Origin of the sequence: Streptomyces alanosinicus (assembly GCF_014650595.1) — a bacterium.
Lineage (GTDB): Bacteria > Actinomycetota > Actinomycetes > Streptomycetales > Streptomycetaceae > Streptomyces > Streptomyces alanosinicus.
The window spans coordinates 226,749-241,926 of the sequence record NZ_BMVG01000009.1 but is presented as its reverse complement, the minus strand read 5'-3'; the positions used below and the strand labels follow the sequence as shown (position 1 = coordinate 241,926).

Sequence of the window (15,178 nt, the reverse complement as noted above, 5' to 3'; positions counted from 1 at the left end):
TCCTGAGCCACCGACCGCCGGGCCGCAGCCGCTGAGCCGCGAGCCGCTCAGCCACCGACCCCTGAACCGCACCCACCGGGTTCTCCTCCACCGGCCCACAGCCCACCCAGCCCCCGCCCGCCGGGCCCCCTCCACTGGCCCACACCCCACCCGGCCACCGACCGCTGAACCCCCAGCCACCGCAGCACGGACCGCCCGGCCACCGACTGCTGAGCCGCCCCTGCCGCCGAGCCGCGGGCCGCTCGGCCGTCGGTCGCCGTGCGCCGGGCTTCGGCCGGCCCGGCTCTCCGGTGCCCTGGGCGCGGTTGGCTGCCGGCCACCACGCCGCATCCGCCCACCCGCCCTGACCTGCGGAACGTTTCCGCAGGTCAGGGCACATGACAACGGTGTTCAGTGCCGCGTTGCCCCATACCCCCCACCCGTAGTTCACTGGGCCCTGCCGAACGGAACGCGGAAGGACGGTTGACATGGGGGCAGGGCACGACCACGGGCACGCACACAGCCACGCGCCGGCCACGGGTACGGCCGCGGCCGCGTACCGGGGCCGGTTGCGGATCGCGCTGGGCATCACGCTCACGATCATGGTCGTGGAGATCATCGGCGGTCTGCTCGCGGACTCACTCGCGCTGATCGCGGACGCCGCGCACATGGCGACCGACGCGGTGGGCCTCAGCATGGCCCTGCTCGCGATCCACTTCGCCAACCGCCCGCCGAGCACGAACCGCACCTTCGGCTACGCCCGCGCCGAGATCCTCTCCGCGCTGGCCAACTGCCTGCTGCTGCTCGGGGTCGGCGGATACGTCCTCTACGAGGCGATCGAACGGTTCATGACCCCCGCAGACACCCGCGGCGGCCTGATGATCGTGTTCGGTCTGATCGGCCTGCTCGCGAACTCGGTCTCGCTGACCCTGCTGATGCGCGGCCAGAAGGAGAGCCTGAACGTACGCGGCGCCTTCCTGGAGGTGGCCGCGGACGCGCTGGGCTCGGGGGCCGTCCTGCTCTCGGGCGCGGTGGTCCTCACCACCGGCTGGCAGGCCGCCGACCCGGTCGCCTCGCTGGTCATCGGCATGATGATCGTGCCGAGGACGCTGAAGCTGCTGCGCGAGACGCTGGACGTGCTGCTGGAGGCGGCACCGAAGAACGTCGACATGGCCCAGGTGCGGGCGCACATCCTGGCGCTGGACGGCGTGGAGGACGTACACGACCTGCACGCCTGGACGATCACCTCCGGGATGCCGGTGCTGTCGGCCCACGTGGTGGTCAGCTCGGAGGTGCTCAGCGCCGTGGGCCACGAGAAGCTGCTGCACGAGTTGCAGGGCTGCCTCGGCGATCACTTCGACGTGGAGCACTGCACCTTCCAGCTGGAGCCGGGCGGGCACGCGGAGCACGAGGCTCGCCTGTGCCACTGACGGCCCGCTCAGGTGTGCGACACCCCGCGACGATTCCGTGGTCATACGCCCGGGCACGATGATCTACCGGGTCCGGCTCACGGTAGCCCGCCGCGCGTCGACGCGGCGAAAAGTGCCGAGAGTGCCGGATTCGTACGGCAGACTTGGGGTGCGAAGACCGAGGCGAAGGATGGGTATGCCGATCACACCTGCCACTGCGACGCAGAGCTCGTCGAATGGCACCGAAGAGGCGATTCTGCTGGAACTGGTCGACGAGAAAGGCGTGACGATCGGTACAGCGGAGAAGCTCGCCGCCCATCAGCCGCCGGGACAGCTGCACCGCGCGTTCTCCGTGTTCCTCTTCGACGAGCAGGGCCGGCTGCTGCTCCAGCAGCGTGCGCTCGGCAAGTACCACTCCCCCGGTGTGTGGTCCAACACCTGCTGCGGCCACCCCTACCCGGGCGAGTCCCCGTTCGCCGCCGCGGCCCGGCGCACCTTCGAGGAGCTCGGCGTGTCGCCGTCGCTGATGGCGGAGGCGGGCCGGGTCCGCTACAACCACCCGGACCCGACCTCGGGCCTGGTCGAGCAGGAGTACAACCACCTGTTCGTGGGCCTCGTGCAGGCCCCGCTCGCACCGGACCCGGAAGAGGTCGGCTCGACCGCCTTCGTCACGGCGGCCGAGCTGACGGAGCGGCACGCCCGCGACCCCTTCTCGGCCTGGTTCATGACCGTCCTGGACGCGGCCCGTCCGGCGATCAGGGAGCTGACGGGCCCGTCCGCGGACTGGTGAGCGGCGTTACAGCGGCGTCGCCGGCTTGAGCGGCAGGGCGGCCCAGATCACCTTGCCGCCGCTCGCCGTGTGCTCCACATCGACCGTGCCGCCCGCCTCCCGTGCCACCTCTCGGACCAGCAGCAGGCCCCGGCCGCCGGTCTGGCCGTGGTCGGCCTCCAGCGCGGTCGGGCGGTAGGGGTGGTTGTCCTCCACGGACACCCGCACCCACTCGGCCCCGACGGCGACCTCCACGGCCAGCGTCGGCGACAGCAGCGCCGCATGCCGGACCGCGTTGGTGACCAGCTCGGAGACGATCAGCAGCAGGCCGTACACCAGCTCGTCGGAGACCGGTACGCCCTGGCGCAGCAGCAGGTCCCGCACGGCGTGCCGGGCCTGCGGGACCGAGGCGTCGACCGCGGCGGCGGTGAACCGCCAGACGCCCTCGTACGGCAGTGGATCGGGCTGCCGACCGGCGCCCCCCGCTGGGCGCGGGTCGTCCCCGCGCCCGTGGTTGTCCATCGTCCGGTCGCCACCCTCACGCTCGATTGTCACCACACGTCGAGTGTTGGTAACGATCCGCTCCGGTCCGTGCACCTGAACACAAGTCAGCGGGTATCGGACGGTTTCTGACCGGGTGCGTATGACACGGTCACGTGTGGGACTGTTCCTGTCGCCGTGACGCCGGTTCGCGAACTAGTCGGGTGGTACGGGCCCGGTCTGCCCCCGCTCGGAGACGAGCCCGACGATACGGCGCCCGCCGAAGCCGGTGGCCACGAGGCCGAGGCCGTCGAAGAGCAGCGAGAGCGAGAAGAAGGCCCCGATGACGTACTGGCTGCTGCTCGGCCAGTGGCCGAGGACCAGGATCCCGAGCAGCAGGTCGAAGGCGCCGAGCAGCAGCGTCCAGCCGAACTGCGGTCCGCGCACGACCAGGCTGCCGACCAGCCGGAAGATGCCCGCGGAGAGGAACAGCAGCGCGGCGAACATGGTGAGCGCGGCGGCCGCCGCGTGCGGCAGGCGGATGACGACGACGCCGGCCGCGATGTTCAGTGCGGCGACGACGACGCCGAGCCAGAAGAAGCTGGTGCCGCGGGCCTGGACGGCGTGCAGCAGGCCGACGATCCCGCCGATGAGCAGCAGCCAGCCGAACAGGAGCATCGAGGTGAGCGTGGCCGCCGCGGTGTAGAGGAGTCCGACGAGCCCGGCGAGCACCAGGATCACGCCGAGCGCGGCGAGCCAGCTGAAACCCCGGTTCAGCGACGTCGCCTTGTCTGTGTGCTTGCTGTGTGCGCGCTTGCCGGCCTTGACCATCGCCAGCTCCTTGATGAGCGCCGATTTCTTCCCCTTTTACCCTTTTTGCCCGCTGGGACGGATTCCGTAACGCGCTCGCTCCGCTCGGCCGCGCAGGACGCCCCGATACGATCCGCGCATGGAGCCCCAGCTGTCGCATCATGTCGAAGGCGCCGTCGCCACTGTCGTCATCCGTCACCCGGCCAAGCGCAACGCCATGACGGCGGCGATGTGGCGTGCACTGCCACCGCTGCTGGAGGGTTTCGCGCGTGACCCCGGGGTGCGGGCACTGGTGCTCACCGGCGAGGGCGGGACCTTCTGCGCGGGCGCCGACATCAGCACGCTCCAGGGGTCTCCGGCCCAGGCCCAGACGCTCGCGATGGCGGCCGAGGAGGCGCTCGCCGCGTTTCCCAAGCCGACCCTCGCCGCCGTGCGCGGACACTGCGTGGGCGGCGGGGCGCAGCTCGCGGCGGCCTGTGATCTGCGACTGGCGGAGGAAGGGGCGCTGTTCGGGGTGACACCGGCGCGGCTGGGGATCGTCTATCCGGCCTCCTCGACCCGCCGGCTGGTGTCGCTGGTGGGGCCGGCCACCGCCAAGTACCTGTTGTTCACCGCGGAGTTGATCGACGCCGCGCGGGCGCTCGGCACCGGGCTGGTGGACGAGGTGCTGCCGGAGGGCGAACTGGACAAGCGGGTCGCCGAGTTGACCCGGGTCCTGGTCTCCCGCTCGCAGCTCACCCAGGCCGCCGCCAAGGAGTTCACGGACGGCCGGACCGACCGGGACGCCCACTGGGCCGAGCGGGCCGACGGCAACCCCGACACCGTGGAGGGGGTCGCCGCGTTCCTGGAGCGCCGGCAGCCGCGGTTCACCTGGAGCGTGGCTGCACCAGGATCCCCGTCGTCGTCTGGGTCTCCGTCGTCGTCAGGATCCCCGTCGTCGTCAGGGTCTACGTCAGGATGAAGCGGCTCCGGGCGCGCAGCGCCTCGATGACCTCGGCGGGGGCCTTGCTCGGGGAACCAGCGGCGTAGGGCGGCTGCGGGTCGTACTCCACGCCGAGCTGGACGGCCTGCGCGTGCTTGTCACCGGCGACACGGCCGGTCAGAGTGAGGGCCATGTCGATGCCCGCGGAGACGCCGGCGGCGGTGACGTACTTGCCGTCGAACACCACTCGCTCCTCCACCGGCTCGGCACCGAACTTCGCCAGCTGATCGAGTGCCAGCCAGTGCGAGGTGGCGCGGCGGCCCTCCAGGAATCCGGCGGCGGCGAGCAGCAGCGAGCCCGTGCACACCGAGGTCGTCCAGGTGCTCGTCGCGTCGACCGCGCGCAGCCAGTCGAGCAGGGGCCGGTGCTCCATCAGGGCGTGCTGGCCCGGCCCGCCCGGCACCACCACGACGTCCGGGTGCGGGACCTCGCTCAGAGACCGGTCCGCGACGACCGCGAGCATTCCGGTCTCGGTACGGACAGGACCGGTGCGCTCGGCGACGAACACGGTCTCGGCGCCCGGGAGGCGGGAGAGGATCTCGTAGGGACCGACGGCGTCCAGGGCGGTGAAGCGGTCGTAGACGACGATGGCGATCTGCATGAGGTGTCCTTTCGGCGGGCAACGGCCCGCTGTGGGCGGTGGCGTCAGTGGCTGACGGCGGGGCGGAAGCGGCGGCGGTATTCGGCGGGGGCCGTGCCGAGGGTCCTGACGAAGGCACGGCGCATGGCCTCGGGGGTGCCGTAGCCGCCGGCGCGGGCGATCTCCTCGATGCCGTCGCCGGTCTCCTCCAGCAGGCGGCGGGCGTGTTCCAGGCGGACCCGGTCGACATAGCGGCCGGGCGTCATGCCGGTCTCCTCCCGGAAGGCGCGCGCGAAGTGGCGGGGCGACAGCCGGGCGCGGGCCGCGAGCGACTCGACCGAGAGATCGCCCGCCGGGTGCTCGGTGATCCACCGCTGGACCTCCCGCAGCGGCGCGCGCTGCGCGGTCTGGGCGGCGAGCTGGGCGCTGAACTGCGCCTGGTTGCCGGGCCGGCGCAGGAAGACCACCAGATGCCGGGCGACGGCGAGGGCGACGTCCCGGTCCAGGTCCTCCTCGACCAGCGCGAGCGCCAGGTCGATGCCGGAGGTCACCCCGGCCGAGGTGGCGACGTGCCCGTCGCGGACGTAGATGGGCTCCGGGTCCACGGTCACGTCCGGGTGGTCGCGGGCGAGCTTGTCGCAGTAGGCCCAGTGGGTCGTCGCCCGGCGGCCGTCGAGCAGACCGGCCGCGGCGACCAGGATGGCGCCCGTGCACACCGAGACCAGGCGCGGGGCGCGCGGTCCGCGGGCGCGCAGCCAGGCGATCAGCCGCGGGTCGGGCGAGCGCGTGCCCTCGCCTCCGGGCACCAGCAGGGTGTGCGGATCGGGGGCCGTGGTGAGCGCCTCGTCGGGTACGAGGGTCAGGCCGCTGGAGGTGCGCACCGGGCCGCCGTCCAGGGAGGCCGTACGGATCCGGTAGGTGCCCGGCGTGTGCTTCTCGGCGCCGGTGAACACTTCGAGCGGACCGGTGACGTCGAGGCTCTGCACACCGTCGAAGAGGACGAAGAGGAGGGTTCGCTGCGCCATGCCCTCGATTCTTCGCCGCCCGGGGCATGGCCGCAATGACGCGTTTCCCACCTTTTCTGCCATCGGACCGGAAGATTATCTGCCATGGACGAGAGGCTTCGGTGCCGGGCGCCGCCGCGGGCGCGGCGCGGCGGCCCGCCGGGGCGCCGCCCTGATCCCCGGTTGTCGGTGTCACCTGCCACAATTGCCGCGCAACCTCAGTGGAGAAGGCGGTACGGGATCGTGACGACACCCGGATCCATCGGAGCGGGATCCATCGAAGGCAGGATCGCCGAGGAACTCGGCGTACGGGAGCGGCAGGTGAAGGCCGCGGTGGAACTGCTCGACGGCGGTTCGACGGTGCCCTTCATCGCCCGCTACCGCAAGGAAGCGACCGAGATGCTCGACGACGCGCAGTTGCGCACGATCGAGGAGCGGCTGCGCTATCTGCGGGAGCTGGAGGAGCGGCGCGCCGCGATCCTGGAGTCGGTGCGCGAGCAGGGCAAGCTCACCGACGAGCTGGAGGCGCAGATCCGCGGCGCCGAGACCAAGGCGCGGCTGGAGGACATCTACCTCCCGTACAAGCCCAAGCGGCGCACCAAGGCGCAGATCGCGCGCGAGGCGGGTCTGGAGCCGCTGGCGGAGGGCCTGCTGGGCGATCCGACGGTGGAGCCGCTGGCGGCCGCCGCCGCGTTCGTGGACGCCGACAAGGGCGTCGCCGATCCGCAGGCCGCCCTGGACGGCGCGCGGGCCATCCTCACCGAGCGGTTCTCGGAGGACGCTGACCTGATCGGCGAGCTGCGTGAGCGCATGTGGGTGCGCGGGCGGCTGGCCGCGAAGGTGCGGGAGGGCAAGGAGGAGGCCGGCGCCAAGTTCGCCGACTACTTCGACTTCGCCGAGCCGTTCACCGAGCTGCCCTCGCACCGGATCCTCGCGATGCTGCGCGGCGAGAAGGAGGAGGTCCTCGACCTCGTCCTGGAGCCGGAGGAGCCCTCCGAGCAGCCCGGCCCGTCGTCGTACGAGGGCAGTGTGGCGCACCGGTTCGGCATCGCCGACCGGGGCCGGCCGGGCGACAAGTGGCTGACGGACACGGTCCGCTGGGCCTGGCGCACCCGCATCCTCGTCCACCTCGGCATCGACCTGCGCCTTCGGCTGCGCACCGCCGCCGAGGACGAGGCGGTGAACGTCTTCGCGGCCAACCTGCGCGACCTGCTGCTGGCCGCCCCGGCCGGCACGCGCGCCACGCTGGGCCTGGACCCCGGTTTCCGTACGGGCGTGAAGGTCGCCGTGGTCGACGCGACCGGCAAGGTCGTCGCCACGGACGTGATCTATCCGCACGTCCCGGCCAACAAGTGGGACGAGGCCCTCGCCAAGCTGGCCCGTCTCGCCGAGGAGCACGCGGTCGACCTGGTCGCGATCGGCAACGGCACGGCCTCCCGCGAGACCGACAAGCTCGCCGGTGAACTCATCACCAAGCACCCGGAGCTGAAGCTCACCAAGGTGATGGTGTCCGAGGCGGGTGCGTCGGTGTACTCGGCGTCGCCGTACGCCTCGCAGGAGCTGCCCGACATGGACGTGTCGCTGCGCGGCGCGGTGTCCATCGCCCGCCGGCTGCAGGACCCGCTGGCCGAGCTGGTGAAGATCGACCCGAAGTCCATCGGCGTCGGCCAGTACCAGCACGACCTGTCCGAGGTGAAGCTGTCCCGCTCGCTGGACGCGGTGGTCGAGGACTGTGTGAACGGCGTCGGCGTGGACGTCAACACCGCGTCCGTGCCGCTGCTCGCCAGGGTGTCGGGCATCTCCTCGGGCCTCGCCGAGAACATCGTGGCGCACCGGGACACGAACGGCCCCTTCACCTCGCGTTCGGAGCTGAAGAAGGTGGCGCGGCTCGGCCCGAAGGCGTTCGAGCAGTGCGCGGGCTTCCTGCGCATCCGCGGCGGCGACGACCCGCTGGACTCCTCCAGCGTGCACCCCGAGGCCTACCCGGTGGTCCGTCGCATGGTGAAGACCACGGGCCAGGAGGTGGCCTCCCTCATCGGCAACACGGGGGTGCTGCGCTCGCTGCAGCCCGCCGACTTCGTGGACGACACCTTCGGTCTGCCGACGGTGACGGACATTCTCAGGGAGCTGGACAAGCCGGGGCGTGACCCGCGTCCCGCCTTCAAGACGGCCACCTTCAAGGAGGGCGTGGAGAAGATCTCCGACCTGTCCCCCGGGATGATCCTGGAGGGCGTGGTGACGAACGTGGCCGCCTTCGGCGCCTTCGTGGACGTCGGTGTGCACCAGGACGGTCTGGTGCACGTGTCGGCGATGTCCAGGACGTTCGTCAAGGACCCGCGCGATGTCGCCAAGCCCGGTGACATCGTCAAGGTGAAGGTCCTGGACGTGGACATCCCGCGCAAGCGGATCGCGCTGACCCTGCGCCTGGACGACGAGGCGGCCCCGCAGGGCGGCGGCCAGGGCGGCGGCCGGCAGCAGCGCGGTGGCGGGCGCCCGCCCCAGCAGCGGCAGGGCGGCCAGGGTCAGGGCCAGCGACAGGGCGGTCAGGGGCAGCGGCAGGGCCGCGGCGGTGGCGGTGGCGACCGGGGCGGGCGGCAGGCGCCGGCACCGGCCAACAGCGCGATGGCCGACGCGCTGCGCCGCGCGGGTCTGCTCGACCCGAAGAAGCGCTGACGGGATCACGGGGCCTCGCCCCGGCCCCCGGCGGGAAGCGCACCTGCGCGTCCCGCCGGGGGCCGGTGGCACAGGACGGGACGACCTCTCGTCTTCACGGGAACGCCGGTTGAGCGAACCGTCGGATCACTACTATGCGATGGGTTTCGACCTCCGCCCTGCTTCCAGGACGGACAACCCACCGTGACAACCCACCGTGATGAGGCCCCATGCCCAGACGTTCCGCTGTCTTCAGACTTCCCGTCGTCCTGAGACGCTCCGCCGTCGCCGCCCTGTCCGGCGCGCTCGTCCTCTCCGCCTTCACCGTGCCGAGTGCCCACGCCGACTCCGGCGACGGTGACACCCAGGTCCTGCTGGCCGTCGTCAACGCAGGCCAGCCGGTCGTGCTGGGCGCCATGACGAAGAAGACGGTCACGCTCAGCATCAGCGCGAGCGACAACTCGGGGATCAAGGACGCCTACGGCTTCCTCTACCACGGCTCCTTCGACAACCCCGACGGCTCTGCCGGGCCCGGCTCGGACACCCCGCTGACCTGCACCCCGGTCGCCGGCAGCACCACCACGTCCACCTGCACCGCCGAGGTCACCATCGACCCGAACGCGATGCTCATCAACGCCAACGCCGGTACGTGGCACATCTGGACGTCCGTGGACGCCAACGACTTCGACTACGTCAACAAGGACAGCGCGGGCACCTTCCTGATGAAGCGTGCCGCCAGGCTGACCGCCGACGCCACCCCCGAACCGGTGGCCGCGGGCGGCCTCGTCACCGTCAAGGGCGCGCTGACCCGCGCCAACTGGGGCAAGGGCGGCACCTACGGCGGCTATGCGGGCCAGTCGGTGAAACTGCAGTTCCGGAAGGCCGGCACCACCGGTTACCACACCGTGAAGACGGTCACCAGCGGCGCCGACGGCGCCCTCACCGCCAAGGCGACGGCCGCCTCGTCCGGCTACTGGCGGTGGAGTTTCACCGGGACCGACACGACCGGACCGGCGAGCGCCCCCGGCGACTACGTCCCCGTCACCGCGGGCTGACCCGGCGGACGCGGCTCGCGGCGCCTAGGGCCTGTCCGGCGGATCAGGTCGCGGGAAAGTGACGGTGCCTCATCGGCGCAGTTGAGCGGGGGTCGGTGCGTCCAGCTGCAAGGCGGAGGAGGGAGTCGACGCGGTGGGGGTCCCCCCCCCCGCGCGAGCGGAGTCGAGCGTGGGGGAGTCGGCGACCGACGACAACGCAGCTGGGGGTACCCCCTCTGGGGGAGGGCGTGCCGACCCCCGCGTCCGCGACAGGATCCGCCGGACAGGCCCTAACGCTCGGTCACCTTGCCGGCCGCCACCTCCAGGCGGCGGGTCACCCGCACCGCGTCCAGCATGCGGCGATCGTGGGTGACCAGGAGCAGGGTGCCCTCGTAGGCGTCGAGGGCCTCTTCCAGCTGCTCGATGGCGGGCAGGTCGAGGTGGTTGGTGGGCTCGTCCAGGACCAGGAGGTTGACGCCCCGGCCCTGGAGGAGGGCCAGGGCGGCGCGGGTGCGTTCGCCCGGGGAGAGCGAGGCGGCCGGGCGCGGCACATGGTCGGCCTTCAGCCCGAACTTGGCGAGCAGGGTGCGGACCTCGACCGGCTCGGTGTCGGGGACGGCCGCGCGGAACGCGTCCAGCAGGGTCTGAGTGCCGTGGAACAGCATGCGGGCCTGGTCGACCTCGCCGACCAGGACGCCGGAGCCGAGCGCGGCGTGTCCCGAGTCGAGCGGGACCCGGCCGAGCAGCGCGCCGAGCAGGGTGGACTTGCCGGCGCCGTTCGCCCCGGTGACGGCGACCCGGTCCGCCCAGTCGATCTGCAGGGACGCCGGGCCGAAGGTGAAGTCGCCGCGCCGGACCTCGGCATCGCGCAGGGTCGCCACGACGGCGCCGGAGCGCGGGGCGGCGGCGATCTCCATGCGCAGTTCCCACTCCTTGCGCGGCTCCTCGACCACCTCCAGGCGTTCGATCATGCGCTGGGTCTGGCGGGCCTTGGCTGCCTGCTTCTCGCTGGCCTCGCTGCGGAACTTGCGGCCGATCTTGTCGTTGTCGTTGCCGGCCTTGCGCCGGGCGTTCTTCACGCCCTTGTCCATCCAGGACCGCTGCATCTGCGCACGGTCCTGGAGGGCGGCCCGCTTGTCGGCGTACTCCTCGTAGTCCTCGCGGGCGTGCCGGCGGGCGACCTCCCGTTCCTCCAGGTAGGCCGCGTAGCCGCCGCCGTAGAGGTTGATCTGCCGCTGGGCCAGGTCGAGTTCGAGGACCTTGGTGACGGTGCGGGTGAGGAACTCCCGGTCGTGGCTAACGACGACCGTGCCGGCGCGCAGCCCCGCGACGAACCGCTCCAGGCGTTCCAGGCCGTCCAGGTCCAGGTCGTTGGTGGGCTCGTCCAGGAGGAAGACGTCGTAGCGGGACAGCAGCAGGGAGGCGAGGCCGGCGCGGGCCGCCTGGCCGCCGGACAGGGAGGTCATCGGCTGGTCCAGGCCGACAGCGAGGCCGAGGGAGTCGGCGACGTCCTCCGCGCGCTCCTCCAGGTCGGCGCCGCCGAGGCCGAGCCAGCGCTCCAGGGCGGTCGCGTAGGCGTCGTCGGCGCCGGGCGCGCCCTCGACCAGGGCCTCGGTGGCCTCGTCCATCACACGCTGTGCCTCGGCGACGCCGGTGCGGCGGGCGAGGAACTCCCGGACGGTCTCCCCCGGCCTGCGCTCCGGTTCCTGCGGCAGATGGCCGACGGTCGCGGCCGGCGGGGACAGCCGCAGCTCGCCCTGTTCGGGCCGGGTGAGCCCGGCGAGCAGCCGGAGCAGGGTGGACTTGCCGGCGCCGTTGGCACCGACGAGACCGATCACATCGCCGGGCGCGACGACGAGGTCCAGCCCGGAGAAGAGGGAACGGTCTCCGTGCCCGGCGGCGAGGTTCTTGGCGACGAGGGTGGCAGTCATCAGAACGCCGATCCTAATGGGCCCGGCGGCCGCCGCTCAGCCCCCTGGGGCTCGGGTGACCGGTGCCGCGAGCACCTCCCCCGTGGTGCGGGCGACGACGTAGGCCTGTCCCCTGACCGCCCGTGGGTCCAGCGGGACGCGGTGCCCGCCGGCCTCCAGGACCCCGTCGAAGACCTCGCGGGTATGGGTGCGGTAGAGCCGGTCGAGGCGGTAGGCGGTGATCCGTACCCGGCACGCCGAGGTCACCTCGACGTCGGCGGCGCCATCGGCGGCGGACAGCCCGGTGAGCCGGCGCTGCGGGAGCGGGCCGCGGTCCAGGGCGTGTTCGATCTGGGCGACGAGCAGCGGCACGATCGGGGCCAGGCCGTCCACCCGGGCCACCTCGACCCCGGCGCGCTCGAAGGCGTCGAGTACGGCGGCCCGCTCCGGCTCGCCGACCGCGCGGCCGAAGGCGACCGCGCCGTAGCCGCGCAGTTCCTCGGCGGGCACGGCGCCGGCGTCCTGTGTGATGTCGGCGCCGATGCCGATGGCGCGCAGCGCGGCGGCCAGCTTGGCGAGGACCGCGACGCGGGCGCCGATCAGCAGCACCCGGCGGCGGGGCGCGGACGTGCCGTCCCGCAGCGCGCCGAGGGCCGTGCGGTACTCGGTGCCCTGGAAACGGAACGGCCCCACGCCCTGGTAGCCGTTGCGCTCCAGGTCGGCGTGTTCCTCCGTCTGCCAGGCGAAATCCCGCCATATGTAGTCCTCACCGTCGCGTTCGATGACGGCGGTGACCGCCCCGCAGCCCAGGTCCGCGCACTCGGGGCAGCCGTAGATGACGAACCGGCCGTCCGGGAGCGGCGGTTCGGCCTCCAGCAGCAGTGCGCGCACCTGTTCCGTGAAGATGGCGGGCGGGACGTCCGAGGCGAGTGGGGAGACGGCGTCAAGGTCGGACAGTTGGAAGAGCAGCGGACGGCCGTCCACGACGAAGTCCACGAAGTCGCGGTGGACCTGGTAGCCGCCGTCGGCGAGCACACCGCCGGCGCGGATCGCCGGAGCCAGGCCGAAGGTCGCGTATGCGCCAGACATGCTGTGAGTATCCCCACAGCGGCACGGTTGTGAGCGTGCCGGGCGAGAGTCGGCCGGACCGGACCGGTCCCGCCGGCGTGGACAGCGGGCCGAGCGGCGAAGTGACCGTGGTCGGGAGCGGAGAACCGGCGGACCGGCCCGGACAGCCGGGCGTACGCCTGGTCGACGGTGTACACCGCGGGGCCCGGCTGGACGAACCGGGCGCGTGGGCGGGCCGGACGGCGCAGCTGCGGGCGGTGGCCGGCGGGCCGGACGGCGCAGTTCCCCAAGGGGCGCGGGGAACTGCGCGACCGGCCACGACGGACCCGCGCCCGGCAGCGGTCAGGCACGCCTGAGACGCGAGCCGTTCAGCGCCTAGGCCGGGATGTGCCGGGCCGCGCGGGGCACGCGGACCCCGTCCAGACCGCCGGCCACGGCACCCGCGGCCGGGCCGCCGGACGTGGCTCGGGTGAACGCCGACGCGCCGCCGACCAGCGGCAGCCGGGCCGTCGTACCCGACAGGGACAGCGTGAGGGCCGGCGTCGTGGACGGCGGGTCGATGAGGTCCTTGTCGGTGCCCGCGATGATCAGGGCCAGCCGGTGGCCCTTGGGGACGACGTGGTCGGTGGCGGCGAGGCTGAGGGTGAGGGTGTAGGCCTTGCCCGGGGTGAGCGGGACGCCCTTGGCGAGCGAGGCGTAGTGGCCGAGGTCGGCCCAGCCGCGGCTGAACACGGTGTAGTCGACCTTGGCCGTCTTGGCCTTGGTCTCCTTGAAGCAGGCGCTGTCCCCAGCCGTGCTCGCGCCCCAGCAGGTGCGGTCGGTGAGGGTGGTGATGCCCTCGGCCGCGTCGGCGTAGTCGCGGATGGTGTCCGGGCCGAGGTCGACCAGGACGGCGGACAGGTGGGCGGAGGTGGTGGTCGGGGTCGCGGTCACCGTCACGGTGGACGAGCCGGACAGCCGCAGGTCGTGGGTGAGCGGCCCGGTGAGGAATCCGGACTTCTCGGGCGTGGACGTGGTCAGGTGCGCGGCCCAGTCGGTCTCGCTGAGCTTCGGGTCGTCGGTGAAGGTCTCGGTGCCGGTCGCGGGCCGCAGGCCGAGCGTGCCGACGCCGGCCCGGGTGCCGGGCGCCGGGTGCAGGACGGTGCCGCGGGTGGCCTGCGGGGGCCAGACGCGAGAGGTGACCCACTGGTCCGGGTGGCGTTCGATGTCGGCCATCGGCTCGCGGTCGATGCCGTTGTCGTAGCCGAGCAGTTCGTGGTCGAACCAGCGGTGCAGGGTGTCGACCCAGGCGCCGCGCCGGTAGTCGAAGGGGTCGACGTGCCCGGTCTGGGACAGCCAGATCTTGCGCTCCACCCCGTGCTTCGCGAGGGCGTCCCACCACTGGCCGAAGTGCTTGGTGCGGACGTTGAGGTCCTGCATCCCGTGCACCAGGAACACGCTGGCGCGTACCTTCGCCGCGTCCTTGACATAGTCCCGCTCGGTCCACAGCGGGGTCCAGTCGCCGCTGCGCGGGCTGCCGTCGGTGAGTTTCTTCTGTACGGCCGCGCAGTGGGGTTTCGCCGCGTCGCTCTCGACGTAGCCGGCGAGGTCGGCGGGCCCGCCGTCGTACAGCGGGGCGCCCTGCGCGAAGTAGTAGTCGTACCAGGAGGAGATACCGCTGATCGGGACGATGGTCTTCAGACCCTGGACGCCGGTCGCGGCGACGCCGTTGGCGATCGTGGCGTCCCAGCTCTTGCCGATCATGCCCGTTCTGCCGTTGGTCCAGGTGGCTTTGACGGTCTGTGTACCGGTCCTGCTGGTGTACGCCGTGGCGCGGCCGTTCAGCCAGTCGATCACGGCCTTCGCGGACCGGATGTCGGAGCGGCCGCCGACGTCGACACAGCCGTCGGAGCGGTTGGTGCCGGCGAGGTCGACACCGACGAAGGCGTAGCCGCGGGGCACGAAGTAGTTGTCGTAGAACAGCGGCATCTGGACGACATGGCCCTGTGCGTCGTACGTCTTGCGCTGGTTCTCGTTGCCGCGTCCGCAGCAGGAGTAGTAGGGGCTCGCGTCCATGATGACGGGCACCTTGCGGCCCTGCTGGGCGGGTTCGGCCGGCCGGACGATGTCGGCGGCGACCCGGTCGGGCTTCCCGTCGCCGTCGCCGTCGAGCCCCGTGTCCACCCAGACGGACTCGCGCAGGGCGTGGGCGTAGGAGTAGACGGGCCGGCTCTCGCGGACCGACCGGCCTGGGTGGCCGGCGGCCTGGGCGGCGGCCGGGGTGAGGAAGGCGGCCGTCATGAGGACGGCGACCACGGTCGCGAGCGGTCTCCAGATCGTGAAGCGCCTGCGGATGAGAGTGCGAATCGGCATGCGGGGACGTTACTCCGGTGAACTCCCGTACAGAAGAGCACCCTACGGCGGCGCCCGGGCTCATGACGGCTGAATGGCGATCGTGTGACAGCAGGGGCCATGGACAGGTCAGGGGCCACAGGGACTGAATAGGCTCCGAACAGAGTTCT

General features: G+C 72.3%; 12 protein-coding genes. 5 read left to right on the top strand and 7 right to left on the bottom strand.

Going from position 1 to position 15,178, the window contains the following annotated elements; translation table 11 throughout:
* Positions 1-467: 467 nt before the first annotated feature.
* Together IE277_RS21550 and idi are read left to right on the top strand one after the other, a co-directional pair.
* Positions 468-1,409: a cation diffusion facilitator family transporter gene (locus tag IE277_RS21550; RefSeq protein ID WP_189954839.1), complete on the top strand. Its 942-nt coding sequence runs from the start codon at positions 468-470 to the stop codon at positions 1,407-1,409.
* Between the two features lie 175 nt (positions 1,410-1,584).
* Positions 1,585-2,178: an isopentenyl-diphosphate Delta-isomerase gene (gene idi, locus IE277_RS21545; protein ID WP_189954837.1), complete on the top strand. Its 594-nt coding sequence runs from the start codon at positions 1,585-1,587 to the stop codon at positions 2,176-2,178.
* A gap of 6 nt (positions 2,179-2,184) precedes the next feature.
* On the opposite strand, the gene IE277_RS21540 is transcribed toward idi, so the two are convergent.
* Together IE277_RS21540 and IE277_RS21535 are read right to left on the bottom strand one after the other, a co-directional pair.
* Positions 2,185-2,679 carry an ATP-binding protein gene (locus IE277_RS21540; RefSeq protein WP_189954947.1) on the bottom strand — a complete coding sequence of 165 codons (495 nt, stop codon included), beginning with the start codon at positions 2,677-2,679 and terminating at the stop codon, positions 2,185-2,187.
* Between the two features lie 174 nt (positions 2,680-2,853).
* The gene (locus IE277_RS21535) at positions 2,854-3,468 is read right to left on the bottom strand and encodes an HdeD family acid-resistance protein (RefSeq protein WP_189954835.1); all 615 of its coding nucleotides are present in this window, start codon (positions 3,466-3,468) and stop codon (positions 2,854-2,856) included.
* 118 nt (positions 3,469-3,586) lie between these two features.
* On the opposite strand from IE277_RS21535, the gene IE277_RS21530 reads away from it, so the two are divergent.
* The gene (locus IE277_RS21530; RefSeq protein WP_189954833.1) at positions 3,587-4,408 is read left to right on the top strand and encodes an enoyl-CoA hydratase/isomerase family protein; all 822 of its coding nucleotides are present in this window, start codon (positions 3,587-3,589) and stop codon (positions 4,406-4,408) included.
* Here the strand turns inward: IE277_RS21530 and IE277_RS21525 are convergent.
* A complete protein-coding gene (locus IE277_RS21525; RefSeq protein ID WP_189954831.1) occupies positions 4,395-5,030 on the bottom strand; it encodes a DJ-1/PfpI family protein in 636 nt (211 codons plus the stop codon). The two genes, IE277_RS21530 and IE277_RS21525, sit on opposite strands and share 14 nt — an antisense overlap.
* A 44-nt stretch (positions 5,031-5,074) precedes the next feature.
* Positions 5,075-6,034: a GlxA family transcriptional regulator gene (locus tag IE277_RS21520; protein WP_189954828.1), complete on the bottom strand. Its 960-nt coding sequence runs from the start codon at positions 6,032-6,034 to the stop codon at positions 5,075-5,077.
* A 222-nt stretch (positions 6,035-6,256) separates the two neighbouring features.
* Between IE277_RS21520 and IE277_RS21515 the strand changes: the two genes are divergently transcribed.
* Both IE277_RS21515 and IE277_RS21510 read left to right on the top strand, forming a co-directional pair.
* Entirely contained in the window at positions 6,257-8,686 is a 2,430-nt protein-coding gene (locus IE277_RS21515) for a Tex family protein (RefSeq protein ID WP_189954826.1), read from the top strand.
* A 209-nt stretch (positions 8,687-8,895) separates the two neighbouring features.
* Positions 8,896-9,720 (top strand): calcium-binding protein, encoded by an 825-nt coding sequence (locus tag IE277_RS21510; protein ID WP_189954825.1) that lies wholly within the window; start codon positions 8,896-8,898, stop codon positions 9,718-9,720.
* Positions 9,721-9,989: 269 nt separating this feature from the next.
* Here the strand turns inward: IE277_RS21510 and IE277_RS21505 are convergent, their stop codons facing one another.
* The 3 genes from IE277_RS21505 to IE277_RS21495 all read right to left on the bottom strand — a co-directional run bounded on the left by IE277_RS21505 (position 9,990) and on the right by IE277_RS21495 (position 15,029).
* Positions 9,990-11,630, bottom strand: a complete 1,641-nt coding sequence (locus IE277_RS21505; protein WP_189954823.1) for an ABC-F family ATP-binding cassette domain-containing protein — start codon at positions 11,628-11,630, stop codon at positions 9,990-9,992.
* A gap of 36 nt (positions 11,631-11,666) precedes the next feature.
* Complete coding sequence (locus IE277_RS21500; RefSeq protein WP_189954821.1) at positions 11,667-12,698, bottom strand: oxidoreductase; 1,032 nt, start codon at positions 12,696-12,698, stop codon at positions 11,667-11,669.
* Positions 12,699-13,052: 354 nt separating this feature from the next.
* Positions 13,053-15,029, bottom strand: a complete 1,977-nt coding sequence (locus tag IE277_RS21495) for a Xaa-Pro dipeptidyl-peptidase (RefSeq protein WP_189954819.1) — start codon at positions 15,027-15,029, stop codon at positions 13,053-13,055.
* Between the last annotated feature and the right edge of the window lie 149 nt (positions 15,030-15,178).

What these genes read in the sequence shown, in the direction of transcription:
- IE277_RS21520 (WP_189954828.1), bottom strand. Translation starts at nt 6,034, where the DNA reads ATGGCGCAGCGAACCCTCCTCTTCGTCCTCTTCGACGGTGTGCAGAGC.
- IE277_RS21495 (WP_189954819.1), bottom strand. Translation starts at nt 15,029, where the DNA reads ATGCCGATTCGCACTCTCATCCGCAGGCGCTTCACGATCTGGAGACCG.
- IE277_RS21505 (WP_189954823.1), bottom strand. Translation starts at nt 11,630, where the DNA reads ATGACTGCCACCCTCGTCGCCAAGAACCTCGCCGCCGGGCACGGAGAC.
- IE277_RS21525 (WP_189954831.1), bottom strand. Translation starts at nt 5,030, where the DNA reads ATGCAGATCGCCATCGTCGTCTACGACCGCTTCACCGCCCTGGACGCC.
- IE277_RS21550 (WP_189954839.1), top strand. Translation starts at nt 468, where the DNA reads ATGGGGGCAGGGCACGACCACGGGCACGCACACAGCCACGCGCCGGCC.
- IE277_RS21540 (WP_189954947.1), bottom strand. Translation starts at nt 2,679, where the DNA reads ATGGACAACCACGGGCGCGGGGACGACCCGCGCCCAGCGGGGGGCGCC.
- IE277_RS21510 (WP_189954825.1), top strand. Translation starts at nt 8,896, where the DNA reads ATGCCCAGACGTTCCGCTGTCTTCAGACTTCCCGTCGTCCTGAGACGC.
- IE277_RS21535 (WP_189954835.1), bottom strand. Translation starts at nt 3,468, where the DNA reads ATGGTCAAGGCCGGCAAGCGCGCACACAGCAAGCACACAGACAAGGCG.
- idi (WP_189954837.1), top strand. Translation starts at nt 1,585, where the DNA reads ATGCCGATCACACCTGCCACTGCGACGCAGAGCTCGTCGAATGGCACC.
- IE277_RS21500 (WP_189954821.1), bottom strand. Translation starts at nt 12,698, where the DNA reads ATGTCTGGCGCATACGCGACCTTCGGCCTGGCTCCGGCGATCCGCGCC.
- IE277_RS21530 (WP_189954833.1), top strand. Translation starts at nt 3,587, where the DNA reads ATGGAGCCCCAGCTGTCGCATCATGTCGAAGGCGCCGTCGCCACTGTC.